We start from the raw sequence: 26,412 nt of genomic DNA, 5'->3' as shown, positions 1-26,412 counted from the left end.
TTAATTGTTAAGGAGTGTTAGAAACTTGCCATTCATTTAAAAAATCGAAAATTTAAATAAAAAACCGGAAGAAAGAGTGGGGTTCTTTCTTCCGGTTTTCTGTTGTTATCTATGTTTTACCAGCAACCAGCTTGTATATTTTACCACGAGGCTGGAACCATATTCGGTCCACGTGATGAAGTACCAATAATTAGCTGTAGGAACATATCTTCCACCGACTCTTCCATCCCAGGTGTATCTGTTTTCAGGAGTACCTCTGAAGACTTCTGCACCATATCTGTCAAAGATCCTGAATATAAGATTCTCATTTTTCATTAAAGCAGAATAATCTATCACTTCATTATGACCGTCTCCATTTGGAGTAATGGTGTTGATCAGATTAATAATAGCAAATGGCTTTTTAACATCTTCACACATTTTAGAGTCTCTTACAAATATATTGTGTGCACCTCTAGGTACATTGTAGAAAATATTGGAATTCTGCCATACCACACCATCCAAAGAATATTCATAAGGAGGTGTACCGCCGCTTGCCCCAATTTTTACTGTTGTTCCATCAATTTCAATAGACGTAATGATAGGAAGAGGCAATTCTGTTACGTTTACATATTGTTTGTAAACACAACCATTGAAGGTTAGTTCCACCCAATAGCTTCCTGGGCCAATATTTGTGATGGAAGGTGTTGTAGCTCCTGTACTCCACAAGTATTTTTCAAAACCGGGTCCTGCATTCAGTGTGGTAGTGGTTTTCGGACAGATAGTTTTATCTTTTAATAGGTCCGATTTTTTAGGAACTTTAATATTGATTTTAAGAGTACCTACTTCCGGACAAACTCCATTTTTTTCAAAACGGATATAATAAGTCTGTGAACCTGTAATGTTAACAGGTGAGGCAACGATATTTACATTGTTCTGAGCATCTGCTAAAGTTGCATGAAAAGTAAAAGTAACATTTGGATCTAATGTAAACTGAGGAATAAACTGGGCCAAGTTGACACTTTTTATTCCATCCAGGTCATCGTCACAAGTAGTTTCTGTAACTGTTTTTGTAATTAATGTTATTTTGGCTCCGATACTGAATTGTAAAGGTTTGATTACAGAAGGGCAGCCATCCGGAGAATCTACTCTGATGTAAATTGTTGTGGTTCCTGTATAGCTCCAGTTGTTAGGGAGATTATTGTTATTTCCGGCGTTAGCATCGTCTAGGTTTGCGTAATATCTTACACTCGTAAAATAATTTGGATTATTAAGTACAATAGGGGTGATATTGGAGAGTAGGACGGTAACCGTTCCATCCAGATTATCATCACAGAAAACACCATTGTAGTTGTCCAGTACAATAGCTTTGTTAAAAAGTGATAACGTTATTTGTGCAATATTTTTACAGCCAATATGGTCATTAACAACCGCATATATGATTGTTCCGTTAGTTGCAGTATAGGCAGTTGGGTTAGTAATCAATGCTGCTGCATTTTCATTCTGAGCATCCAATAGGGTAGGATAATAAGTAATGGTAACAGGAGAGTTGCTGGTAACATTTGCTGTCGTCAGGTTGAAGGTTCCCTGTCCATTGATATCACACGCAGATAATGTTGCATTCATTACCGTTAGAGCCTGAATATTCAGGGTAACAGTGACTGTTTCACAATCCGGGAAGTCAGGATCGTCTCCGCAGAATGTATAAGTGAATGTATCTGTTCCCGTTGTACCCAGAGTATTTACAGTATAAGTAATAATACCGGTTGCAGGGTTTACAACAGCTGTACCCAATGAAGGTGCTGTGGTAACAGCTACAGTACTTGGGCTAGGAGTTTGTGATGAACTGCTGAATGCAGGAATTATGGTTTTAACATTACATACGTTATATGATGTATTGGTAAGTTTTGTACAGTTCAGAACTTTAAATTGTTCAGTAACCAAAGGTGCACAGCTTCCCATTGTTACAGAGCATGTGTAATATCCTGATAATGTAGGGGTGATTGATGAAGTGGTGGCTCCCGGAACAATAACCCCGTTTCTATACCATTGATAGGTATCATAAATAAAAGGATCTACAGTAAGACTCATTCCTGGAATACAGCCGCCTCCGGATTGTAAAATAACAGGTTGTGTAGGAAAGCCTGCAAAAAAGCCCCCATATCCTACAGCATCACTGCCGGCAGTGATACCAGCCATAATGGCTCTATTTGAAGCTATAGTAATCGTACCTGTTACATTGGGAATACCATAGGTAACCCAATTCGTTGTACCTGTCATATTGTAAGGGCCGGTTATTGCAGGAGGATTAGCTCCATTTACTGTAATAATAGCGCCACGTTCTGTAATGATGTTAAGTTTTGTAGGTATATTCAGTACTCCTCCGGGATTACCAATGGAATGAACAAAATTTTCATCAATAAGTCCAAGTTCATTAATTTGCTTTGGCAGGTAACAGTTCAAAGCAGGAATATAATTAAATCCACCGGTGGCCGTTTCATTTCCTGGATTTGAAACTCCTGCTAAAGTTTGGTAGACATAAGCATTTTTTGATGTTTTGAGATATAAGTTATAATGTCCGTTGCCTTGAAGGATATATTTTGAGTCAGGAATGACAAAATATTTTCCTGCATTAAGGGTTGCAATAGGTGGAATTTCATCGTTTACAAAAATTTGAGTATTATCTTCAGTAGCAATTACAATAGCCCCTTCCATATGGGAGCCAATAGAACCGTTACCTTTTACAAGGGCAAATTCATTTCCAAGCCTGTTGACAGGTACTGCCTGATCCATTAAAATATCTGAACCAGCTGGATGATTTCCTGCATATTGACCATTAAAATTTCCATTGGTGATATTGATGGGTTTGGTTGAAGTAATTTTAGCCCCAATAAAACCATCAAAGTTTGCTGTTATGTTTCCAATTCCATCAATAATGTAGGATTGCCCTTTATTTAAAGTGAAAGTCATTGTAGGATTGGTTGCCCCAGTGGTTCCATTTGAAAACTGAACGTTAGGACTGTATCCGGAAATAGTAACACTGGTATTATCTTCAGTTGCCAGTACACTGGTCATGAAATTCAGAATAGAATTGCTCACTGTAATAGGAGTGACAGCTGCGTAAAACTTCAGTCCTGTGGAAGAAATTCCTTTGGAAGTAATAATTTCTCCATGGTTGAACACTGAGAATCTTAAATTGGCGTAAAAAGGGAATTCAGCCTTAAGGTATAATCCTTTTGTTGTAGGGGTAAATAAATCCGCCTGCAGTTTGGTAATAATATAAGTCCTTAAGACATCAAATTTCTGAGGGTTATTTTTACTGATATTTACTGTTCCAATCAGAACATTATTATTGTAAATGCTTACAGGAAAAGGAGTTGTTCTGTTAGTAGATAAATAAAGTTTCTGATAAGGATTGGGAGCGCCTGTTCTATCTATCATTGGAGCAAACCAATGCTCTCGATCCAACTGGGCAAAAGCAAAGGTGAAAATACAAAACATAAACAAAAAACATAAATTTTTTTTCATTCAGCGGTGGTCTTTATCACAAATTTAGTGATAAAAAGTATTGTATGGTTGAAAACATAATAAAAAATTGTGATTTCAAAATCATGGTTAAAAAAAAATTAAGTTTGTATTATTTTTTTCTGTATTTAACATAATCTAATGAATAAATTTAATCAGAGAGCTTAAAAAAATAAGCCACGATCATTTGATCGTGGCTTATTAAATATAGTTTTAAACTAATTATTACTCTCTGTTTTTAACAAGAATCCAACCTGTATATTTTATTGGAGTCTTTTCTTTGTTGGACTCATTCCAGCTGATATGATACCAGTATGTTCCTGTTCCAAGTTTTTTATCAAAGTGTTTTCCGTCCCATCTGTAGCTGTTGAATCTGTTTCCGGTGAATACCATATTTCCATATCTGTCATACACTACAAAGCTTAGGTTTTCTTTATATGCCAGTTCACTGTAATCGATATAATCATTTACATTATCTCCATTAGGGGTGATGGCATTTAATAGATTAGGAATAGTAACTTCTACTGCAATAGGAGTACAGTTATAGGCATCTTTTACGTAGAAAGTGTGTTGCCCTCTTGTTAAACCTGTAAAAGTACTTGAATCCTGCCAGTTTGCAGTTCCGTCTACAGCATATTTATAAGGTGCTTTACCACCGCTTACAATTACTGTTGCTGTATTGTTGTTGATTTCAATGGTTTGGATTACCGGATCTTCAACTTTTTTAACTTTAACAGTCTGTGTAAGGAAACATCCATTCTTACCAAGAACTACTGTATATTCTCCAACACCTACATCTCTGATACCTGAAGTAGTAGCTCCTGTGCTCCATAGGTAGGAATCATATCCAGGGCCAGCGTCCAGGTTAGTTTTTGCATCCATACAGATGTACTGATCTACAAGGATTGGTGACTTTTTGATTGGAAGTACAATTAATTCAATTTTAGCATTTGCTGTACATCCTTCAGCAGTCGTTACTTTCACATATACAAATCCTCCGGTGGAAGGGAAGTTTTCTGGTTGTGTGATTTCATTGATTCCTGCGGTAAGATCATTCAGCGTACGGTAGTATTTTTTTGTAACAGCATTATAGTCTGTTACCTTAGCTTTTGTAAGGTCAAAGTAAGCGTAAGGATCCACATCATACCAACAAGCCTTAATAGAAGCATCCGTTACGATGAATGGTACTACAGTAAGGTTTAAGGTCACCTGCTCACAATCTGTAAATTCAACTGAATTTCCACAGAATTTATAAACGATTTTGTCTGGTCCTAAATATCCAGGATTTGGTGTATAAGTGATTGTTCCGTTTGGATTCACTACAGCAGTTCCTTTTGTAGGAGGGGTTAAAATTACTACTGTACTTGGAACCACTGTTTGAGTGGAAGAAGTAAACGTAGGTGTAATTATTTTAGTAGAACAAGCATTAAGAGCTTGAGTCGTTTCTTTTAAACAGTTTTGTACTTTATAGATTGGAGTAGTCACTGGAGGACATGTTCCCATGGTTACTCTTACCGTATAATTTCCTGATTGTGTAGGAGTGTAAGTATAACTTGTAGCACCTGGAATGGCAACTCCGTCACGGTACCATTGGTATGTTTCATATCCGTCATCTACTTCAAGAATAATTCCCGGAACACACTCACCTGTTTTTTTTGCAATTACCGGAATTGATGAGAATCCGGCAAAGTAACCACCATATCCGGCAGAACTAAATCCTCCGTTGATACCAGCTGTTACAGCTTTTGTAGAGGTTATTTTAATGTTTCCAACAACTCCGGTGATTCCATAGGTTACCCAGTTAGCATTTCCTGCCAATGGATAGGGACCGTCTGTAGGTGCTACAGGGTTATCATTTACCATTACAGTAGCCCCGGTCTCTGTTAAGATATTTAATTTTACGATGATATCCTGAACTGCACTGGCTCCACCTGAACCGATTGGCATTTCATTAATCTTTCCGATTTCATCAATCTTTCTTGGAAGGAAACAGTTCAATGGCGGTATATAGTTGAATCCATTAGTTGCCTCACTATTCCCTACCCCTACAAACTGATAAAGGTATACGTTTTTAGTTGTTGAAATAAACATGTTAGAATGCCCGTTAGTACCTTGTGCTACATAACTGGTTTCATTAATTCTATACCATTCTCCGGCAGCAAGTGTTGCAACAGAAGTTCCGACACCATTTAGATAAACATCAGTATTATCTTCTGTAGCAATAATAAGACCTCCTTCCATGTTCTGGCTAGGAATTGTAGATCTTGTTTTAACGATAGCAAATGTATTTCCAAGTCTTTCAACCGGTACTGATTGATCCAGAACCGGGTCACTTCCTGATGGAGAAGTAGAGAAGTTGCCATTACAGCTTCCGTTGGTAAGGGTTACGGGTTTATCAGAAACTATTTTTGCACCGATAAATCCTGTTTTATTTGCAGATTCTGTGCCTGCTCCGGCAAGAATTACAGATTGTCCTTTTTGTAATGTAAAGGTCTGGGAATTACCTGTAGGAGTACCATTAATGAAAACAACTCCGGAAGTAGGGTTCCATGATGCTGTTACAGTAGTATTGTCCTCAGTTGCCATAATACCTGCGGTAAAGTTCTGAATACTGGTGGTATTGGTATTGGGAGCAGTTGCTACGAAGAATGTTTTTCCGATTCCAGCTTTTCCTTTACTGGTAATTACTTCCCCGTGAACACTTTGGGCAAGTCTTAAACTACAGTAAAAAGGTTTTACTGCTTTTAAATACAGTCCTTTATTACCAACAGTGAATGCTTCTGTAGTGGTCGTTCCACTAATAAGGCTATTGGTAACCTTATAGGTTTGCGGATTACCTTTACTAATGGTAACCGTAGTTATTACAGCATTGTTATTGTAAATGGTTACATCAAATGGGGTGTCTGAATCAGTAGACAGATAGATCATGTTGGTATAACTGTTACCGCCATAACTATCATAGTAAGGAGCAATCCAATGCTCTGTATCCCTTTGTGCAAAGAGTGTATTAATTGTCAAAAAAATTAATACCAGACTGAGTAGAAATCTTTTCATGTGTATGGAATTAGGATTTCTACAAAAATAAAATAAAAAATGAAATACTTTTAATAAAATTTAAATAAATGTTAAAAAAGTGTTTTCAATTTTTAATTAAAAGTGATTCTGGGTATGAAACTGGTAATTAATGTTGAGCTCGGCCAGTATAGTTATTTGCCAATATTTGCCATGAAAATTTTGCCCGCTTGAATTGTTAATGTTTTCACTTATTTTATCTCTTATTGGTGAATAGTGTTGATGGTTACGGGTTTATCTTAATAAAAAATCCCGGTGAAATTCACCGGGATTCTATATTTTTTGAAAAAGTTAGCTTATAGGCTTACTCTTACAAATCCTGTTACTTTTAGGTCTGCATTTACAGATTTTACGTAATCAGCAACTGAGATACTTCCGTCTTTAATGAAGTCCTGGTGTACCAAAGTGTTGTCTTTGTAGAATCTCTGCATTTTACCTTTAAGGATATTATCGATAATGTTTGCAGGCTTACCTTCTTCAGTAAGTTTGTGTCTTTCGATCTCTAATTCTTTATCAATAGTCTCCTGAGAAACTCTTGTTTCGTCCAAAGCGATTGGGTTCATAGCAGCAACCTGCATAGAAACAGCTTTAGCAGCTTCATCAGCTCCATCTACTTTAGCAGAAAGAGAAGAGATTGCAGCGATTTTGTTTCCAGCGTGGATGTAAGCTCCTAAGAAATCTCCCTGGATTCTTTCGAAAGATCCGATTTCGATTTTCTCACCGATAACTCCTGTTTGCTCTACTAATTTCTCAGCAACAGTCATTCCGTGGAAGTCAGTAGCTAAAAGCTCCTCTTTAGTAGCAGCGAAGATTGCCATCTCAGCTAATTCGTAAGCTAGCTCGATGAAAGCTTCATTTTTAGCAACGAAGTCAGTTTCGCAGTTTAGAGAGATTACTACACCTAAAGTGTTGTCTTCATTTACTCTTGCGATTACTGCACCTTCAGCAGATTCTCTGTCAGCTCTGTTAGCAGCAACTTTTTGTCCTTTTTTTCTAAGGATATCTACCGCTTTTTCGAAGTCTCCTTCAGCTTCAACTAAAGCTTTTTTGCAGTCCATCATACCTGCACCTGTTTGGTTTCTCAATTTTGCTACGTCTGCAGCAGCTGGTGTATAAGACATAATATCTATTATTTTTTTATTTAAGATTAGTATTAATTTTTAGCTTAAATTTAGAGCAGTGCAAAGATAATGATTTTAATGATAAACTAAAAAATGACTTTTCACGTTATTAATATATTTAATACTATTTTAAAGATTTGATTAATGAAAAAAATCTTCTTTCTCCTATTTATATGCATTTTCTCACTTGGTTTTTCCCAAAAAAAGAAAAAAACAAAATCTAAAGCTGTTGTTGAAAAAGAAACCGTAATTATCTATACAGAACAGGAAGCTGAGATTTCAAAAGAAGCCAGAGTGATTGCCGGATTTTTGAAACAGAATCCTGGACATGCTAAAACGGACTATTTCAAAAGAAAACTTATTGATATTATTATGGCAGATAATTCACCAGAAGCAAAACCTACCATTAAACCTATCAGTAAAGAAAAAATTGAAAATATTGTAAAAAATAATGAACTGAACAGTGGTAAAACGGTTGCCACAAATAAAGCTTATACTGCTAATGGTAAGCCTGTTTCTAATAATACAGCGGCTGCTATTGAAGCGTTAAAAGAAGAAAGAAGAACCACCTTTGCCTCGGTAGGTTCTGCGGCAAAAAGTGCAGGTACATCCACAGCGTCTAAATCTGAACCAAGTGAGGAAGGTAAAAGAAGAGCTGCTATGCTTACCCATCTGTTTAATAATGATGTTAATAAGAGTGAAGCATATGTTAATATTAAAAACAGGTCAGCATGTAATCTTATCGTAAAAATAAGTGGCAAAAAATATTATAATTTGACGGTTCCGGCAAAAGGGGAGAACTTTATTCTGGTTGATAAAGGGGAGTATGTAATGACAACATCCGTGTGTGATGCAAAATATTCTTCTTTGAAAAAGATTACCCAGGATATTGAAATTGCACTGAATGTTGCAGAATAGAATGAAATAGAAGAAAACTAAAGAAAAAAGGTTAAGAAGAAATTCTTAACCTTTTTATTTTTTATCCTTTAAACTGACCCATCGCAATGAATTTATCCTGTCTCTGGGTTTCAAGCTCCTGTCCTGTAAATTTGGAGAAAGCTTTGATATTTTGTAAAATTGAATTTTTCAAATTCAAATAGGTGGTTTCCTGATCATATTGAGCTCCACCAAGGGGTTCCTCAATGATTCCGTCGATGAACTTTTCTCTTAAGGCATCTGCCGGAGTAAGATTTAATGCATTGGCTGCATCTTCTTTATGATCCCAGTTTCTCCATAAGATAGATGAGCAACTTTCAGGTGCAATTACTGTATACCAAGTGTTTTCCAGCATATATACTTTATTTCCAACACCTATTCCTAAGGCTCCACCACTGGCACCTTCTCCGATAATGTAAGTGAAGATTGGGGTTTTCAGCTGAACCATTTCAAAAATATTTCTTGCAATTGCCTCTCCTTGCCCTCTTTCTTCAGCTTCCAGTCCCGGATAAGCTCCCGGTGTATCTACTAAAGTTACCACAGGGATATTGAATTTTTCAGCAAGCTTCATTAGTCTTAAAGCTTTTCTGTATCCTTCCGGATTTGGCATTCCAAATCTTCTATGCTGTCTTTCTTTTGTCGTTCTTCCTTTTTGAGTACCAATGATCATTACTTTTTGACCATCAAGGGTAATCAATCCTCCAATCATTGCCGGATCATCAGCGAAATTTCTGTCTCCATGAAGTTCTAAGAAACTACCTTTGTCTGCCATTCCATTGATGTAGTCCAATGTATACGGACGATCTGGGTGACGGGACAGTTGTACTCTTTGCCAAGGTGTAAGATTTCCATAGATTTCTTTTTTCTTTTCTAAAATCTTATCCTCAATCTGGCTGCATGCTAATTTTACATCAACACCACTTTCTTCTCCTACTAAAGAACACGTCTGGTATTGGTCCATCAATTCTTTGATAGGAAGTTCGAAACTTAAATATTCCATTTCTTGAAGTAAATTAAATCTTTCAAATGTATGAAAAATTATGGTTATTCTATTTAAAATTATTTATAGCATTGTTTATTCTGGAGGTACTTTCCTCTTTGCCAAGGGTTTCCAGAATGTCTGGTACATCCGGACCTTTCAATTCTCCTACTAAAGATAATCGTAACGGCATCATCACCTTACCCATACCTAATCCTTTGCTTTCAGCGAAATCATGCATTGTTTGTTTCAATGTTTCAGCAACAAAGTCTGTAGATTCAAATGCAGCTGCCAGTTCTGCTAAAATTGCAGATGTTTCTTCATTCCAGGCTTTTTTTGAAGCTTTTTCGTCATAGGAAACCGGAGCTTCGAAGAAAAATTTTCCGTTTTCATAGATGTCTTTCGGAAAAGTTGCTCTTTCTTTCATAAGGTGAATTACCTTTAAAAGTTTTTCATCAGAAGCACCTGAAAGATCAAGATCTGTGTTTTTAAGGATATGAAGTAGCTCCTGGTCAGACTTCATCTGGATATACTGATGGTTGAACCACTCAGACTTCTCTTTACTGAATCTTGCGCCTGCCTTATGTACTTTATGAAGATCAAATTCTTTAATCATCTCTTCCAATGGAAGAATTTCTTTATCATCAGCAGGAGACCATCCTAATAATGCAACCATATTGATAAAGGCATCAGGAAGATAGCCGTTTTCTCTATATCCTTTGGAAACTACTCCTGTAGCTGGATCCTTGAAGTCAAGCGGGAATACCGGGAAACCGAATTTATCTCCGTCTCTTTTGCTCAGTTTTCCTTTTCCTTCAGGTTTTAAGATTAAAGAAAGGTGGGCAAACTGTGGTGCTTCCCATTGCATTGCTTCATACAGTAATGTGTGAAGTCCTAGGGAAGGCAGCCATTCTTCTCCGCGAATTACGTGAGAGATTTCCATTTCATGATCATCAATAATATTGGCAAAATGATAGGTTGGCATTCCGTCATTCTTTACCAGTACTTTATCATCTAAAGTATTGGTGTTAACTGAAAACTTTCCACGGATGATGTCTTCAAGATTCAAGACTCTGTCAACAGGCATTTTAAATCTTACCACATAAGGAGTCTTTTCATCTAATAATTTTTGAACTTCCTCTTCAGAAAGGGCAAGACTGTTTTTTAAACGGTTTCTGGTTTTATTGTCATATGAAAAAACATCACCTTTTGCTTCGTACTCTGCACGAATTACATCCAGTTCTTCCGCCGTATCAAAAGCGATATAAGCATAATCGGTCTTTAGAATCTGTTCAGTATATCGGTCGTAGATATCTCTTCTTTCAGACTGTCTGTAAGGAGCAAATTTTCCTCCTTTTTTAGGACTCTCATCAGGGATAATTCCGCACCATTCCAATGCTTCCTCAATATATTCTTCAGCACCCTCTACATATCTGGCAGTATCTGTATCTTCAATTCTTAATACAAATTCTCCACCTTGATTTTTAGCAAAAAGATAATCATATAATGCGGTTCTTACGCCTCCCAAATGTAATGGTCCTGTAGGACTTGGAGCAAAACGTACTCTTACTTTCTCCATTTCAATTTTAATTTTTGCAAATTTACTTAAAATTATGCGTTTAAGAGATGATTTATGACCTGGTATTGGTTTTTTGAGTCTAACTTTTTTATTTATTTCTTTAAATATTCTTCAAATACCGCTTTCAACTCCCTCGTATTATATTTTCAAATAATATTTTTAATCAGAGAATTATAATCTGTGAATATTCTTGTTGTGGGAATTGGGTTCATAAAGGGGAATTATTAAATTGATTTCAGTATTCTGTTTGTGGTCTGGCTAAGTTTGTTCGTGTAATTTATTTTCTTTATTAAATCACTAATTAGTGATCATTTAGACTTTTGTTAAAAGCGTTTTAATTGACTGTTAATTTCACTAATAAATGATATATGTCAGTTGTTGTTTTATATTTCACATAGTATTGAAGTTTATATTTGTTGAGAATTTTAAAACAATACTATGAAAAAACAAATTGTATTTTGCTTCAGTACAGCGCTGATGCTTTTCATGGGGTCATGCTCTTCGGAAGACCTGAATAATGAAGTGAGTCCTGATGGTCAGGCAAAGGCTGGCCGTTTGTCAGCAGCAAAATTTGCAGGAGATGGCATCTACGATGTCTTAGGGCATGGGTTTGATGCAGCAGGGGAATATGCCAATGCTAATTCTGCAGGATTTAAAGTGATTGATATCGATCGTTTCAAGACTGAGCAGGAAGCAAGGTTGGTCTCTGAAAATGCCAATACCCAACAGTATATTGAAGAATATGGAGAGAATGCGGAAACATATTCTAAAATGGTTTCTACCAAAGTAGATGCTACTGCAGGAATTCCTTTATTCAAAAAAACATTATCAGTAGGTTTTAATTCAGCAGTTACGACCAATCATAAATTTGATGCAAAATATATTTATGGTAGCTACAACCTTTTAATCAAGCAGAAAAGATTAAGATTCAATGCTACAACAGATATGCTGGCAGATTATGTAACTCCGGAATTTGCACAGGACTTGCAGACAAAAACTCCACAGCAGATTGTACAGGACTACGGAACTCACGTAATGGTTGATATTTATACAGGAGCTAAAATGGATATTATGTTCCAGTCTGAAACCACTAACGAAAGCCGTGACCGTGCTGCAAGAATTGGGGTAAAAATCGGAATGCTTAAAATTTTTGATGTTGATGTACAGAATGATGTCAATACATCAGAATCATCAATGAATTATTCTAGAAAGTTATCCTACAGAACAAGGGGAGGAGATCCTTCAAAAGGTTTGGTAGGAGAAGTGAATCTTGATCAGACTACTTCAAAAGTTAATATTGCAAACTGGCAAAATAGTTCTACCCCTAACAATTCAGTGTTGGTAGAATTTGGAAACAATGGCCTTGTTCTTATCTACAACCTTGTAAAAGATGCTGCAAAAAAAGCACAGCTTAAGGCCTACGTAGATCAGTATTTAATTGATAACCAGATTTCACTGGAGTATAATACAACAATATTATATGGTTACCAAAACCAACCAGACAGTAATCACTACTTTACCTTTAATACAAACCTTCAGCCATCTTCTTACTGGACAAATGAAGGACCTACATTTAAAGTGTTTCAGTATAAAGCACCAAACACAGTTCCTATTTACTGCTATAAAAGTACTTCAGGAGCAGATCATTACTTTACGCAGGCAAGCACATTACAACCATCTTCTTATTGGAATATTTATATGGGGGTAGCATTCTATGCTTATAAAGATCCTGGAGCCGGAAGAATTCCTGTATACAGCTATAAAGCTAAAAACGGATCAGATCATTATCTTTCAGTATCTCCTAATTTAGGGCCTGTGAGCTATTGGAATACCAGAGAAGGTATCGCTTTCTATATTCCAGCTAATTAATTTTGGATTTATATAAATCAATTTGGTTATACATTGAAGTGAAGTCAGATATTCTGGCTTCGCTTTTTATTTGAAATTAAATACAGTAGATGTAAATGTTGAAAAGTTGGTATGGATATTTGTTTATGAATATTTAATTCTCTTATCTGTGATGATTTGGTTGTTTATTAATGGACTTTTAAATGTTTATTAAATTCACTTTATAATGATATATGTCATTGTAAAACTATTTTTTCACTCACTGTTGAATATTATCTTTGCAAAAACTTTTACATAACCTATGAAAAAACAAATTTTATTTTGCTTCAGTAGCTTACTGATGCTTTTTATGAGTTCATGTTCAACAGAAGATCTGAACAATGAGGTAACACCTGATAGCCCGTCGGTAAAGGCTAATAATCGTTTATCTGCAGCCAAATTTGCTGGTGATGGTATTTATGATGTCTTAGGGCATGGTTATAATGTAGCCGGCGAATATGCCAATGCCACAGCTGCCGGTTTTAAGGTGGTTGATATTGATCGCTTTAAATTAGAGCAGACCAACAGACTAATCAGCGAAAACACAAACTCTCAGGAGTACGCTGAAGATTATGGAGAAAATGCTGAGGCTTATTCTAAAATGGTTTCAACCAAAGTGGACGCAACAGTTAATTTTCCACTGTTTAAAAAAATACTCTCTGTAGGTTTTGGTTCAGCGGTAACAACCAACAATAAGTTTGATGCAAAATATATCTACGGAAGTTATAACCTTACCATCAAGCAGAAAAGATTAAGATTCAATGCTACTACAGATATGTTGGGTGATTATATCACTCCCGAATTTGCTCAGGACTTACAAACAAAAACTCCCCAGCAGATTGTTCAGGATTATGGAACTCACGTAATGACTGATATTTATACAGGAGCAAAGCTTGATATTTTATTCCAGTCTGAAACAACGAGTCAGACTCGTGATAAGGCAGCCAGAATCGGAATAAAGGCAGGTATGTTAAATATTTTTAATGTGAATGTGGATAATGATGTGAATACTTCTGAATACCACATGAATTTTTCTAAAAAACTGACTTACAAGACCAGAGGTGGAGATCCATCAAAAGGTTTAGTAGGAGATCTGAACCTGGATCAGACCAATACTAAAGTTAATATTTCCAATTGGCAGACCAGTTCAAATGCAAGCAATTCCGTTTTGGTAGACTTTGGAAGCAATGGGTTGATTATTATTTATGACTTTGTTAAAGACCCTGTTAAAAAAGCTCAGCTTAAAGCCTATGTAGACCAATATCTGATTGATAATAAAGTGTATCTTGAATTTAAAACAATTCCTATTTACAGATATTATAACGGAGTAGATCATTACTATACTAAAACTCCAGGTAGCTACAGCGGATATTCTTATGAAGGAACAGAGTTTAATGCATTCTTATATAAAGCTCCAAACACAGTTCCAATCTACAGATACTGGAATGGTAAAGATCACTATTATACAAAAACTCCGGGATATTATCAGGGATATGTAGACGAAGGAATTGAGTTCAATGCATTTGCTACTCAACAGCCTAATACAGTTCCTATTTACAGATACTGGAATGGTAAAGATCATTATTACTCAAGATCAAGTGTAAGGCCATCTGGTTATGTTGCAGAAGGAATTGAATTCTACGCATACTAATTAAAGATATTGATATTTTTACAGCAAAGCCGTCTCAGATATGAGGCGGTTTTTTATATACCCAGGAGCAAAAATGAGGATCCGGGAAATATTTCCGTTGATAGGAGGAACACTGAAAGAATATTTCGGGCAGGCTTATTATTAAAAATGTATTTTTGTAGATTATAAATTGAGTTGATCAATGAGAAAAGCAATATGTCTTTTTATTGTAGGAGATAAGTACTGGAAAATGTACAATAAAAATAGAGCAAGGTTTGAAAACTATGCTAAAAAATGTGGGGCAGATTTAAAGATTATTGATAAACCTATGGATGATCAGTTTCATCGTCCTCTTCTGGCTCAAAAACTGCTGATTCCTGCAGAAACAAGAGATTATGATATGGTTCTTTTTATGGACCTTGATATTATTATTTCAGATAGTGCACCCTCTGTTTTTGATTATCTTCCGGAAGACAAATATTTCGGGGCAATTCTGGATCCGAGAGGAACTGAAGAATTCAACAAAACCTGGGGACATATTCCAAGAATACTGGAAGAGACCAGTGAAATGTATTTTACTGACCGACATTTTGAACCCAATCCCTTATTGCAGGGAAGTATCAATGGAGGAGTATTTATTTTCAGACCGAAGAAAGTAGCAGATATCTTTAAAGAATACTATTTTTCAGACCATAACCAGGGGGAGCTGAACAGCTTTGAAGAAACACCATTTGCTTATTTTTCACAGATTAATAATTGGTTTGAAGCTCTACCACCTGCATTCAATGTTCAGGTTTTATATAAAATAAAGGGAACAGAGAAAGGGAAGGAAGTAGAATCTGATGAAAAAAAACTTCCGGAATTTTTCAGGAAATATTATTATAAAAAAACAGGAAGCTGTTTTTATCCTACAAGGAAGTATAAAAATTACGTAAAACAAATCATTGCCGAAAATTACTTTACCCATTTTTCCGGCAACTATCCTATAATCTACAATTAAATTATGAGCTTACTTTCACGCTTTTCCAGTAAATTTATATCTGTTTCTTACGGAATCACCGTCAATGATGAAGCTCAGGAACTTAAAAAATTATTAGATATTCTTATTCCTTTGATCGGTCAGAATGATGAGATCATTGTTCTCCAGGATATTACCAATAAGAATAAAGAAGTGACGGAGCTGCTTGCTCATTATAATAATATTGTAAAACTTGAGGCAAGACTGGATGGAGATTTTGCAACCTTCAAAAACAGATTAATTGAAAAGGCAAACGGCCAGTATCTCTTCCAGATTGATGCAGATGAATATCCTACGGAGCATTTTATCAAAACATTGAAACCCTATCTTAAAAAGGAAAGAAGTGTTGAGGTATTCTACGTTCCCCGAATCAATACTGTAGAGGGAATTACAGAAGAATATGTACAGCAAATGGGCTGGAATATGAATAAAGAAGGCTATATCAATTTCCCTGATTATCAGGCGAGAATTGTAAAGAATAATAAAAAGATCTTCTGGAAAAATAAAGTGCATGAAGTTTTATTTGGAAATAAAAACTTTACGGAAATTCCTGCAAAATATGAACTGTCATTGATTCATAAAAAGAATTTCGAGAAGCAAAAAAAACAGAATAGTTTTTATGAAACATTGGAAGATTAATTATTTGAATTATTAGAAAATAAAAATGGCAGATTTAGGAATTAACGTTTTTGGATTTATTAATGGTGAATTTGGTATTGCGGAAGCCACAAGGCTCAATTGTAAAGCCATACAGAGTGCAGGCATGCCTATCAGCCTGATCAACTATGATGTGAGAACCAATCATAACAATAATGACCAGACGTTTACTCAGTTTTCCCATAAAGCAGAATATCCTATTAATTTAATTCAGGTTTCACCATCTGTTTCGGAAATTTCAAATTTCTTTGAATATTTTGACTATTCTTTTTTTGAAAGAAAATATAATATTCTTTATATGGCCTGGGAATCAGAGACTATTCCTGAGGATTACCTTCTGAATATTAATCTTTTCGATGAGGTCTGGACGCCTTCAGAATATTGTAAAAAATGTATTGAAAAATACATAGCATCTCCTGTAAAAGTAATTCCACACCCGATTGATATTCATCTGAAAGAGACCCAAGATCCTGATGCTTTGAATTTTTATAACGAAGATTACTTTAATTTTTTATTCATCTTTGATTATAACAGTTCCATACAGCGGAAGAATGTTCTCAACCTGATTAAGGTTTTCAGAGAAACATTTGACGGAAAAGACAATAATGCTTTTTTAACCATTAAAACCTCTAAATCAGATAAGTTTTCTTTAGAAAAACAACAGATAAACGAGGCCATCGGTGACTCGGCGAAGATTAAAGTAGTAGAAAAGATTTTTGATAAAAATGCACTGAACTATGTGATCAGTAACTGTGACAGCTATATTTCTCTTCACAGATCTGAAGGTTTTGGGCTTACTATGGCAGAGGCCATGTATTTTGGGAAACCTGTTATTGCTACCGCGTATTCCGGAAATCTGGAGTTTATGAATTCTGAAAACAGTTTTCTCGTAAGTGCAGAAAAAGTTTCTTACGGTTCAGACGACCTTAATTATGATTCTAATACCATCTGGTCTGAACCTTCACTGGAAAAAGCTTCTGAATATCTGAAAAAAATATATCAGGGCGGGGAAGATGTCAAAGTGAAATCTGAGAATGCACGCAAAACAATTACTCATGATTTCTCTCTCGAAGGAGTAGGAAAATTGATCAGAGAAAGATCTGAAGAGCTTATTTCTGGAGGTAAAATTCAGCAAAGCAGATCAGCATTAATAAAATTATATGCCGATAGTTTATTTCTGAGAAAAGACCTTAGAATTTATAAAAAAAGCAAACCCATTCAGTGGATATATGGAGTGAAAATGTATTTCAGAAATAGAAAACAAAAGAAATAATTTACGATAAAATGAAAGAGCGATGGATTCAGATAAATCCATCGCTCTTTTTATTTTTTACCTTTTACTTTCTTTAAAAAGATATTTACTTTTTTCCTGATTTTATTGTAGAGTGTTTTTTCCAGGTAATTCACTCTGCCACTCAATCGGTCTATTTCAGCAAGATAGAATACATTTCCTGCACTATTTTCTGTGCTGCTTTCTTTTTTATCCATCTGGTCGATAAAAGACAGTCGTATTTGAAGCAGATTTCCTATAGATTCAAGAGAAAAATGATCTCTGATCTGAGCCTCTGCACTTTCTTTAACAGCGTGTAAAGACCCGAAATTATTCTTTATATACAAAAGCTTTTGGGTGGCATCCTGCAAATCAGGTTTTGCCAAAGTGAGCCCTTCAGCAATTAATCCTTTTGTATTGGAAGTTTTAATAAAACTATACTGAACAAGGAAGCTGTTGTTCACATTCATAAAATCCAGATTTCCGGAGTATCCTGTTCCTACAACAATTTTCCCGTAAGACATTGCTTCAGCCATTGTCAGTCCGAATCCTTCGGAGCCATGCAGCGAGATCAGAACATCAGATTTCTGAATAAGGGAATGCAGCTTTTCTTTCGAGAAATGTTCATTAATAATGATAATATTCGAAATGCCTGCATATTTTTCCACTACTTTTTGTGCATCCTTACTTCTCTCGAGATTATGGGTCTTGACAATTAAAACACTTTCAGGATCATCTTTAAAGACATTAATAAACGCTTCAATAGTCGCTTCAGGGTTTTTTCTGATCGTTGTACTTAAGGAATCAAAAATAGTAATATATACCTTTGAGCCAGGCTTAATATTATATTCTTCAAAATTAAATTCATCAGAAGGAGCCAGCTTTTGAATAGGATGAGAAAATCTCATCACAGGAATTCCCGTATATTTTGTGAAAATATTGACACAAAAATCACTAGGAACCCATAACTCGTCAAAAATATTCAGAAACTCAACCGTTTTATCCGAAACTTCGGGAAATTCCCAGGCCCAATACACAATGTTGTAATGACCTGCAAGATTGATATCCTGATTTTTTGAAAAAAACTCGTGAGTCACATTACTGTTAATGTGAAAAATATTAATTAAGGCATCTGATGGGGTGTCGCTTTTAGATTTTTCAAGAGTATCACTTGAATAGCTGATGCGGTTTACTTTAATCCCTGCATTTTCCATGGCAGCAGCATTAAGCCTTGTGGCCTCTGCAATGCCAAAATTTCCATCAAAAAAACCGTGATAGTTTACGCTTAATGACATGTTTTATAATGTTTTAAGTTTTTCTTTTACTTCTTCGGGTGAAAATGCTCTCAGACTGTCTACGGAATTTTTACTTAAAATATTCCAAAGCTCTTCATTATTATTCAGCTGAATAATTGCTTCTGCAAAACTATTTTCATCGTTGGCAATGAGAACATTTTTTTTATCGGTAAGTTTCATTCCTTCGGCACCAATATCTGTAGTAACCACTGGGAAAAAGTATTCAAAAGCCTGTCCGATTTTTCCTTTAACACCAGCCCCAAATCTTAAAGGGGCTACCATAATTTTCGAATTCATAAAATGCTCCTCAATGCTTTCCACAAAGCCTAAAAATTTAAACTTAGGATATAGTTTAAGATCCAGCTTTTCTGCAACATTTCCGATGATGCTTACTTCCAGCTCAGGATTGGTTTTCCAGACAATGGGCATTATTTTTTCGTATAAAAACTTTACTGCATCAATATTTGGTTCATGGATAGATCCGATAAAGGTAATTCCTTTACTTTCATTGAAATTTTTTCTTTCAGAAATATCAATTTTAGGATAATGAATATTAGATATGGTAATGATCTTATTTTTAGCCGCATACTGGCTCATAATATCTTTTTCCTTGTCAGAGATGGCAATAATATAATCCAGCTTTGGGGCAACAACAGTTTCCAGACGGAAAAAGTGTTTGTAATTTTTCTTCAAAGAAATACGGGTTGGCTCCAGTTCGATCGCTCTTTTAAACCTTAAAAAATGAATATCCACCATGTCATAAATGAATTTGGCAGAAGGTAAAACGGATTTCATTTTTTTATAAAAAAGATTCAGAGCCAGAGGCCCATTGAACCAAACATAATCTACCTTTTTAAAAGAAGATAGGAAGTCATAAATATTCTTATACTTATTGTTTTCTATATAGACGATAACATTGTGCTGCTGGTAAAATTTTACATAAGAATTATCTTCAAAAATATGGGGCGCAAATAATATGCAGTTATATCCTAATTCTTTGTAAATAAATATAAGTTCTTTCAGTCTGTTGGCTCCGGATTCTTTATCATGGGCCGGGAAATCTCTGGATGCAAAAAGGATTGTTTTTTGGGAAGCGTCATACTGGTTGATGTTGACTATATCCTTAGACTGAAGGTTTTTGAGTTTTTCTTTTCTTTCGAAGTGCTTTTTTATTTTTTTTAAGATTCCCATTTGTCAGTTTTTAGTATCCAGTTCAAAAACTTTATTCACCCAACTATCCAAAGTGTATCTGTAGTAGATTTCTTCCGGAATTTTTTCGTAAGGTCTTTCAAAAAAAGATTTGTCAAGATTACTAATATTTTTGTTTAAAATCAAAATATTATTGGGATTGTAAAAATCATAGGTTTTAATGGCTTCATTATCAGTAATGATTTTCTTTTCCAGAGACATGGCTTCAAAAACTCTGAAGCTGAGTCCATATTGTCCTTCCCGCATGAGATCCAGTAAAACTTTTGAGTTTTTATAATATTTTGGAAGATCATTGTGCGGAATCTTTTTAATACTGAAAATCAGGAAAAGATTCTTAGGTACTGTCATGAAAATATTGGTCAGCTGATGCTTCCAGGATTTTTTTCCAATGATCATAATCTGGAATTTTAATCCGTGCTCAATCAGTTTCTTAGCCAGTAATTTGATAAGTGAAACCCTTCTGTTATCATAAGATGTGATATAAAAAAGGTCCATTTCAGGCTTTTGAGTTTCTTTTGAACAGTGCGGAAGGTAAATGTAATTCGTTAATTTTTCAAATCCGTGTTTTTTGACATCAATGTAGTCAAAGGAAAATACCTTGTCAAAAAGATACAATTTATCTTCTACAGGAACTCTTTCAAGATTATCATAAAGATAGGTAACCAGACGGTCTGTATACTTGCGGATTTTTTTAAGGGTAGAAAGATCAAATGTATCAGGATTCATCACTAATATTTGATCCTGATGCCCTAGTTTTTCAAGAGAATCCAGTACATATTTCTGTCTTTTTTCAGTCTTAAGATTCTTGTTTAAAAAAGTTTTGCTTAAAGCATTTACAGCTCTTTCATTGAAGTTGGAATGAGTAACGGTACTGATCTTTATATGATGAGCGTCAATACCACGTTTGCATAATGTTTCAACAATATACTTATCATAATCCCAAAAATCATAACTAATGATACAAATCTTCATTCAACTAATTTTGCTCTTTTTTTAATGATTCATAGGTTTCGTAGACGCTTAAAGACTGCAGATAAGATAACTGATAGCCTTCTTTTCCGTCTAAAATACCAAGTCTCATTATATAGGCTTTAAAGAATTTAAAAGCTGTTTTAAGATATTGAACTAAAACATTGTACTTTTTTCCTTTAGCAGCCATTTCTTTCCCCTTTAAAACTCCGTAATGAATCATTTTCTTTTTGTAAGATTCATAATCTGAAACGGAGTAATGGAGTAATTTATTTTTTAAAATTCCAATGGTTCCATTAACCTCCAGAGTTTCATGTACCTTTTTTCCTGCCATATAGATGGCCTTCGATTTTCTGAAGAGTCTGAAATTTTTATCAGACTGAGTTCCTGAAAAATGAATCGGTTTCTGGGCAAAAAAGAATTTCCTGTAAAAATAATAGGCATCCTTTTGCTCGGGTTTATTTAGCTCATCGATAATTTCCTGCTTCAGGGCCGGTGTAATTCTTTCATCACCATCTAAAAATAAAACCCAGTCGTTTGTTGCAGCTTTCAGAGCCAGATTTCTTTGCTTTGTAAAGTCTTCAAATTTATTTTGAATCACCTTTACATTAGAGAATTTCTTCGCAATTTCTACAGTTTTATCCGTACTAAAAGAGTCTACTACTATTATTTCATCACAAAAATCAAAAGACTCAAGGATATCCTGTATATTTTTTTCTTCATTATATGTTATGATTAAACCACTTATATTCATCACAACGATTTGTTTGATAGAGGAGTATGTGAATACTTCCTTATAATTGTTTTTTAAAATAGTTTTAATCTGCCAAAGATAAGTTTTAATTTGAATTTTATAATCGAATCTTTGCCTTTTATATCAATTCTACACAGCTCGTATGGGCGCTGGGTAGGGTAATAATTTACTTTATTTCCAATTCTTACTGCAAATTCAATTCCTATTTTTTTTAAAATGGAAAAAAAAGTTAATTTATCTTCTTTTTTTTGTGGATATTTTCCATAAGGATACGCCAAAACCTTTGAATACCGGATGTTGTGGGCATCGAGGATTTCCATATTTTTTTTTAGATCTTTTTCTATAAAATCAATAGAAACGTTTTTTAAGTTTTCATGGGCATGACTGTGAAGGGCAATCTCAAAATATTTTTTATCCAGACTTCTGATTTCGTCAAAGGTCATCATAGAATAATTGTTATATCCCTTTTCAATAAATCCGGTAGGAATAAAAATAGTAGCTTTCAGATCATACTTTTCCAGTAAGGACGGCAGATATTCAAGATTATTTTTGTACCCATCATCAAAAGTAATGATAATATTTTTCTTTGATGAAATGGTAAGCTCAGAAAAAAAACGAGGAGTATATTTTTTACGGCTTAGATAGGAAAACTGCTGTTCAAGGTTCTTTACACTGACTGTAAGATCTTCCTGGCTTTCTTTTTCAACCTGATGGTACATGAGAATGACAAGTCTGTTATGCGGAAAAGCAAACAGATAGAGACGGAAATATACGACGATAAATACCGCCAATAAAACAGGAATAATATACAGGATCATACTATTTTACCGTATTTTTTTCAAGTTCCTGGAGTCTTATTTTTTCACGCAATTTAATATATTTCAAAAAAGTGTAATAGGACATCGTTTTAGCAATATAATACCCTGGAAATCCATCCAGAAAACCCAGTTTGAAAATAAAAACCTTGATAAATTCAAACATTGGGCTTACAATGATTTTAAATCTATTGATTTTTTTTCCTCTTTCAAACATTTTTTCAGCCATCATATCAGAATATTTATTGATTTTCGAGACATGATGGTGAATGCTTTTGTAAGTATAATGATTCAGTTTTCCTTCGAGAAGCCCTACTTTTTCATAGGTAATCAAAAATTCATGAACTTTATCATGAGAATATGCTGCATATTCTTTTCTGAACAGCCTTTCACGGCATACATTTCCCCAACCTCCATGTTTGATCAGGTGAGTCCCTAAATGATTGTTGAATGCAGCCTTATACACATTGAATTCTGTGCTTGCTGAAGAAACGATCTTCTGTATAGATCTTTTCAGATTTTCATCAGGAACTTCGTCAGCATCCAGAAACAGTACCCATTCATGGGAACATAAATTAAGGGCATGGTTTTTTTGTTCACCATACCCGTTAAATTTTTTCTCAAAGAATTGTACCTGCGGATATTTTTGAGTGCAGATTTCTTTTGTCCTATCTGTTGAAAAGCTATCAACAATGATAATTTCATCAGCTATATCTATTAATGAATCTAGAAGTCTTACGATATTTTCTTCTTCATTATAAGTGATGATTGCAAGGGAGAGAGCCATTTATTTATACTCAAGAATAGTCTTTTCAATAATCTTCACGCAATCCAGTAACTGCTCTTCAGTAATTACCAATGGTGGTGCCAGTCTGATGATGTTACCGTGGGTAGGTTTTGCCAGCAATCCGTTTTCTTTCAATTTCAGGCAAAGATTCCATGCAGTAGAACTTTCGGGAGTATCGTTGATCAGAATAGCATTTAAAAGTCCTTTTCCTCTTACTTTGGTAATAAGGTCTGACTTTTCAATCAGCTTTTCAATTTCAGATCTGAAAAGTTTTCCTAATTCTTCAGCTCTTTCAGATAATTTTTCTTCAGCTACAACATCTAGTGCTGCTACTGCAACTGCACATGCAATTGGGTTTCCTCCAAATGTAGAACCGTGTTGTCCAGGTTTGATCACATTCATGATGTTGTCATTCGCTAAAACAGCAGATACAGGATACATTCCTCCGGAAAGGGCTTTTCCTAAGATTAAAATATCCGGTTGTACATCTTCATGATGACATGCAATAAGCTTTCCTGTTCTTGCAATACCGGTCTGAACTTCATCAGCAATGAATAAAACGTTGTACTTTTTACATAGTTCAGCAGCATTTTTAAGGAAGTTTTCATCCGGAACATATACTCCGGCTTCCCCTTGAATTGGTTCTACAAGGAATGCTGCAATATTTGCTGCTTCTCTGCTAAGAACTTCTTCCAGTGCTGCAATATCGTTGTAAGGAATTTTGATAAATCCTGGTGTAAAAGGGCCATAATTTTGGTTGGCATCCGGATCGTTAGAGAAAGAAACAATGGTTGTTGTTCTTCCGTGGAAATTGTTTTCGCAAACGATAATTTTCGCTGCATTTTCTGAAATTCCTTTTACTTCATAACTCCATTTTCGGGCTAGTTTTACAGCTGTTTCTACTGCTTCAGCTCCGGAGTTCATAGGTAAAACCTTATCAAATCCAAAAAGAGTTGTTATTTTCTGTTCATATTCTCCTAATTTAGAGTTGTAGAATGCTCTTGAAGTTAGAGCTAGTTTTTGTGCCTGTTCTACCAATGCTCCTACAATCTTAGGGTGAGAATGTCCTTGGTTCACAGCAGAATATGCTGAAAGAAAATCATAGTACCTTTTACCTTCCACATCCCAAACGAAAACACCTTCTCCGCGATCCAGAACTACTGGAAGTGGGTGGTAATTATGCGCTCCATGTTTGTCTTCAAGGTCAATAAAATACTGCGAGTTTTTTGTTTGTTCTGCTGTTGACATATATTTTGGTTTTCAACAAATTTACGCAATATTAATGATATGCATAAACAAATGCCTAGTGACGTTTTGGGGTATAATTGAAGGAGATTTTAGGGCGGAATAATGTGGTATTGGAAAATATTTTCTCTGTTCGCAGACGGTTATAGGTATTATATCTTTATCGTGATGAAATTTTATTTTCTGTATGGGTATCAATTTTTATGAATGAAGAGGAATAGATGCAGGAGTGGCTTCTCTGAGATTTTTAACGGAAAATTTTAAACTGATCAGCTAAAAACAAAAACTGCCTCAAAAAGAGGCAGTTTCATTTTTATTTTAAAATAATCTTAGTGATTATCGTATTTTCTGTCCATTACAAAATCCTCCATGAATTTTGTAGTATAGTTTCCTGCAAGATAATCTTCATTATCCATCAGTTGTCTGTGGAAAGGAATGGTTGTTTTCACTCCTTCAATATAGAATTCCTCAAGAGCACGTCTCATTTTTGCAATGGCTTCTTCACGGGTCTGAGCCGTAGTGATAAGCTTAGCAATCATTGAATCGTAGTTAGAAGGAATACTGTATCCGGAATATACGTGAGTGTCTACTCTGATTCCGTGTCCGCCAGGGATATTTAATCCTGTGATTTTTCCTGGAGATGGTCTGAAGTCTGCATAAGGATCTTCTGCGTTGATTCTACACTCGATTGAATGTAATTTAGGGTAATAATTGATTCCTGAAATAGGAGTTCCTGCAGCAAGAAGAATTTGTTCTCTGATCAGGTCATAATCAATTACCTGTTCAGTAATAGGGTGCTCTACCTGGATTCTTGTATTCATTTCCATGAAATAGAAATTTCTGTGCTTGTCTACAAGGAATTCAATAGTTCCCACACCTTCATATCCAATGAATTCAGCAGCTTTTACAGCAGCGTCACCCATTTTTTCACGAAGTTCGTCTGTCATGAAAGGAGAAGGCGTTTCTTCAGTTAATTTCTGATTTCTTCTCTGTACAGAACAGTCTCTTTCAGAAAGGTGGCAAGCTTTACCGAATTGGTCACCCGCAACCTGAATTTCAATGTGTCTAGGCTCTTCAATCAGTTTCTCCATATACATACCTCCGTTTCCAAAGGCAGCTACAGCTTCCTGAATAGCAGATTCCCAGTGGTCTTTAAGGTCTTCAGCTTTCCAAACCGCTCTCATCCCTTTTCCACCACCACCGGCAGTTGCTTTGATCATTACCGGATATCCTGTTTCTTCCGCTACTTTTACAGCATGTTCGTAAGATTCGATCAATCCGTCAGAACCAGGTACACATGGTACACCTGCTGCTTTCATGGTTGCTTTAGCATTAGCTTTATCACCCATTTTTTCAATCTGCTCAGGAGAAGCACCGATAAATTTGATACCGTTTTTCTGGCAGATTCTTGAGAAGTTAGCATTTTCAGATAAGAATCCGTAACCTGGGTGAATAGCGTCAGCATTGGTAATCTCTGCTGCAGCAATAATGTTAGGGATTTTAAGATAGGAGTCTTTACTCATTGCAGGGCCAATACATACCGCTTCATCAGCAAATCTTACGTGAAGACTGTCTTTATCAGCAGTAGAGTATACCGCAACAGTTTTGATCCCCATTTCTTTACAAGTACGTAAAATACGCATTGCAATTTCGCCACGATTGGCTATTAATATTTTTTTGAACATCTC

19 protein-coding genes are annotated in these 26,412 nt (G+C 35.3%); 6 read left to right on the top strand and 13 right to left on the bottom strand.

Annotation, left to right across the window (positions count from 1 at the left end):
• Positions 1-105: 105 nt before the first annotated feature.
• From ODR02_RS21905 to tsf, 3 genes are all read right to left on the bottom strand, one after another.
• Complete coding sequence (locus ODR02_RS21905) at positions 106-3,504, bottom strand: T9SS type B sorting domain-containing protein (RefSeq protein ID WP_309513552.1); 3,399 nt, start codon at positions 3,502-3,504, stop codon at positions 106-108.
• A gap of 222 nt (positions 3,505-3,726) precedes the next feature.
• Positions 3,727-6,555, bottom strand: coding sequence for a gliding motility-associated C-terminal domain-containing protein (locus ODR02_RS21900; RefSeq protein WP_309513551.1), 2,829 nt, complete (start codon positions 6,553-6,555; stop codon positions 3,727-3,729).
• 314 nt (positions 6,556-6,869) lie between these two features.
• The gene (gene tsf / locus ODR02_RS21895; protein WP_047385945.1) at positions 6,870-7,694 is read right to left on the bottom strand and encodes a translation elongation factor Ts; all 825 of its coding nucleotides are present in this window, start codon (positions 7,692-7,694) and stop codon (positions 6,870-6,872) included.
• Positions 7,695-7,838: 144 nt separating this feature from the next.
• Here tsf and ODR02_RS21890 point away from each other — a divergent pair, with 144 nt between their 5' ends.
• A complete protein-coding gene (locus ODR02_RS21890) occupies positions 7,839-8,612 on the top strand; it encodes a DUF6759 domain-containing protein (protein WP_309513550.1) in 774 nt (257 codons plus the stop codon).
• 61 nt (positions 8,613-8,673) lie between these two features.
• Here the strand turns inward: ODR02_RS21890 and ODR02_RS21885 are convergent, their stop codons facing one another.
• Together ODR02_RS21885 and gltX are read right to left on the bottom strand one after the other, a co-directional pair.
• Positions 8,674-9,630, bottom strand: coding sequence for an acetyl-CoA carboxylase carboxyltransferase subunit alpha (locus ODR02_RS21885; protein WP_105681726.1), 957 nt, complete (start codon positions 9,628-9,630; stop codon positions 8,674-8,676).
• A gap of 49 nt (positions 9,631-9,679) precedes the next feature.
• The gene (gltX, locus tag ODR02_RS21880) at positions 9,680-11,188 is read right to left on the bottom strand and encodes a glutamate--tRNA ligase (RefSeq protein WP_309513549.1); all 1,509 of its coding nucleotides are present in this window, start codon (positions 11,186-11,188) and stop codon (positions 9,680-9,682) included.
• Positions 11,189-11,626: 438 nt separating this feature from the next.
• On the opposite strand from gltX, the gene ODR02_RS21875 reads away from it, so the two are divergent.
• The 5 genes from ODR02_RS21875 (at position 11,627) to ODR02_RS21855 (ending at position 17,653) form a co-directional block, all read left to right on the top strand.
• Positions 11,627-13,057 (top strand): MAC/perforin domain-containing protein, encoded by a 1,431-nt coding sequence (locus ODR02_RS21875; protein WP_309513548.1) that lies wholly within the window; start codon positions 11,627-11,629, stop codon positions 13,055-13,057.
• Between the two features lie 280 nt (positions 13,058-13,337).
• A complete protein-coding gene (locus ODR02_RS21870) occupies positions 13,338-14,726 on the top strand; it encodes an MAC/perforin domain-containing protein (RefSeq protein WP_309513547.1) in 1,389 nt (462 codons plus the stop codon).
• A 181-nt stretch (positions 14,727-14,907) separates the two neighbouring features.
• The gene (locus ODR02_RS21865; RefSeq protein WP_309513546.1) at positions 14,908-15,705 is read left to right on the top strand and encodes a hypothetical protein; all 798 of its coding nucleotides are present in this window, start codon (positions 14,908-14,910) and stop codon (positions 15,703-15,705) included.
• Positions 15,706-15,708: 3 nt separating this feature from the next.
• Positions 15,709-16,362: a glycosyltransferase gene (locus ODR02_RS21860; protein ID WP_209786855.1), complete on the top strand. Its 654-nt coding sequence runs from the start codon at positions 15,709-15,711 to the stop codon at positions 16,360-16,362.
• Between the two features lie 25 nt (positions 16,363-16,387).
• Positions 16,388-17,653, top strand: a complete 1,266-nt coding sequence (locus tag ODR02_RS21855) for a glycosyltransferase (protein WP_209786856.1) — start codon at positions 16,388-16,390, stop codon at positions 17,651-17,653.
• Positions 17,654-17,703: 50 nt separating this feature from the next.
• On the opposite strand, the gene ODR02_RS21850 is transcribed toward ODR02_RS21855, so the two are convergent.
• The 8 genes from ODR02_RS21850 to accC form a co-directional block, all read right to left on the bottom strand.
• On the bottom strand, positions 17,704-18,945 hold the full coding sequence (locus tag ODR02_RS21850; RefSeq protein ID WP_209786857.1) for a glycosyltransferase: 1,242 nt from the start codon (positions 18,943-18,945) through the stop codon (positions 17,704-17,706).
• Between the two features lie 3 nt (positions 18,946-18,948).
• The gene (locus ODR02_RS21845) at positions 18,949-20,136 is read right to left on the bottom strand and encodes a glycosyltransferase (RefSeq protein WP_309513545.1); all 1,188 of its coding nucleotides are present in this window, start codon (positions 20,134-20,136) and stop codon (positions 18,949-18,951) included.
• A 3-nt stretch (positions 20,137-20,139) separates the two neighbouring features.
• Complete coding sequence (locus tag ODR02_RS21840; protein WP_209786859.1) at positions 20,140-21,126, bottom strand: glycosyltransferase family protein; 987 nt, start codon at positions 21,124-21,126, stop codon at positions 20,140-20,142.
• A gap of 4 nt (positions 21,127-21,130) precedes the next feature.
• Positions 21,131-21,877 (bottom strand): glycosyltransferase family 2 protein, encoded by a 747-nt coding sequence (locus ODR02_RS21835; protein ID WP_105681716.1) that lies wholly within the window; start codon positions 21,875-21,877, stop codon positions 21,131-21,133.
• A 53-nt stretch (positions 21,878-21,930) separates the two neighbouring features.
• Positions 21,931-22,695 (bottom strand): polysaccharide deacetylase family protein, encoded by a 765-nt coding sequence (locus ODR02_RS21830; RefSeq protein WP_309513544.1) that lies wholly within the window; start codon positions 22,693-22,695, stop codon positions 21,931-21,933.
• A gap of 1 nt (position 22,696) precedes the next feature.
• Positions 22,697-23,479: a glycosyltransferase family 2 protein gene (locus tag ODR02_RS21825; RefSeq protein WP_309513543.1), complete on the bottom strand. Its 783-nt coding sequence runs from the start codon at positions 23,477-23,479 to the stop codon at positions 22,697-22,699.
• Complete coding sequence (rocD, locus tag ODR02_RS21820) at positions 23,480-24,727, bottom strand: ornithine--oxo-acid transaminase (protein WP_209786862.1); 1,248 nt, start codon at positions 24,725-24,727, stop codon at positions 23,480-23,482.
• A 326-nt stretch (positions 24,728-25,053) separates the two neighbouring features.
• On the bottom strand, positions 25,054-26,409 hold the full coding sequence (gene accC / locus ODR02_RS21815) for an acetyl-CoA carboxylase biotin carboxylase subunit (RefSeq protein WP_047385963.1): 1,356 nt from the start codon (positions 26,407-26,409) through the stop codon (positions 25,054-25,056).
• Between the last annotated feature and the right edge of the window lie 3 nt (positions 26,410-26,412).

The organism is Chryseobacterium sp. CFS2 (genome assembly GCF_036543225.1).
In the GTDB taxonomy this organism is placed as follows: domain Bacteria; phylum Bacteroidota; class Bacteroidia; order Flavobacteriales; family Weeksellaceae; genus Chryseobacterium; species Chryseobacterium culicis_A.
The sequence above is the reverse complement of the archived record's forward strand: the minus strand, read 5'-3'. Positions and strand labels throughout refer to the sequence as shown.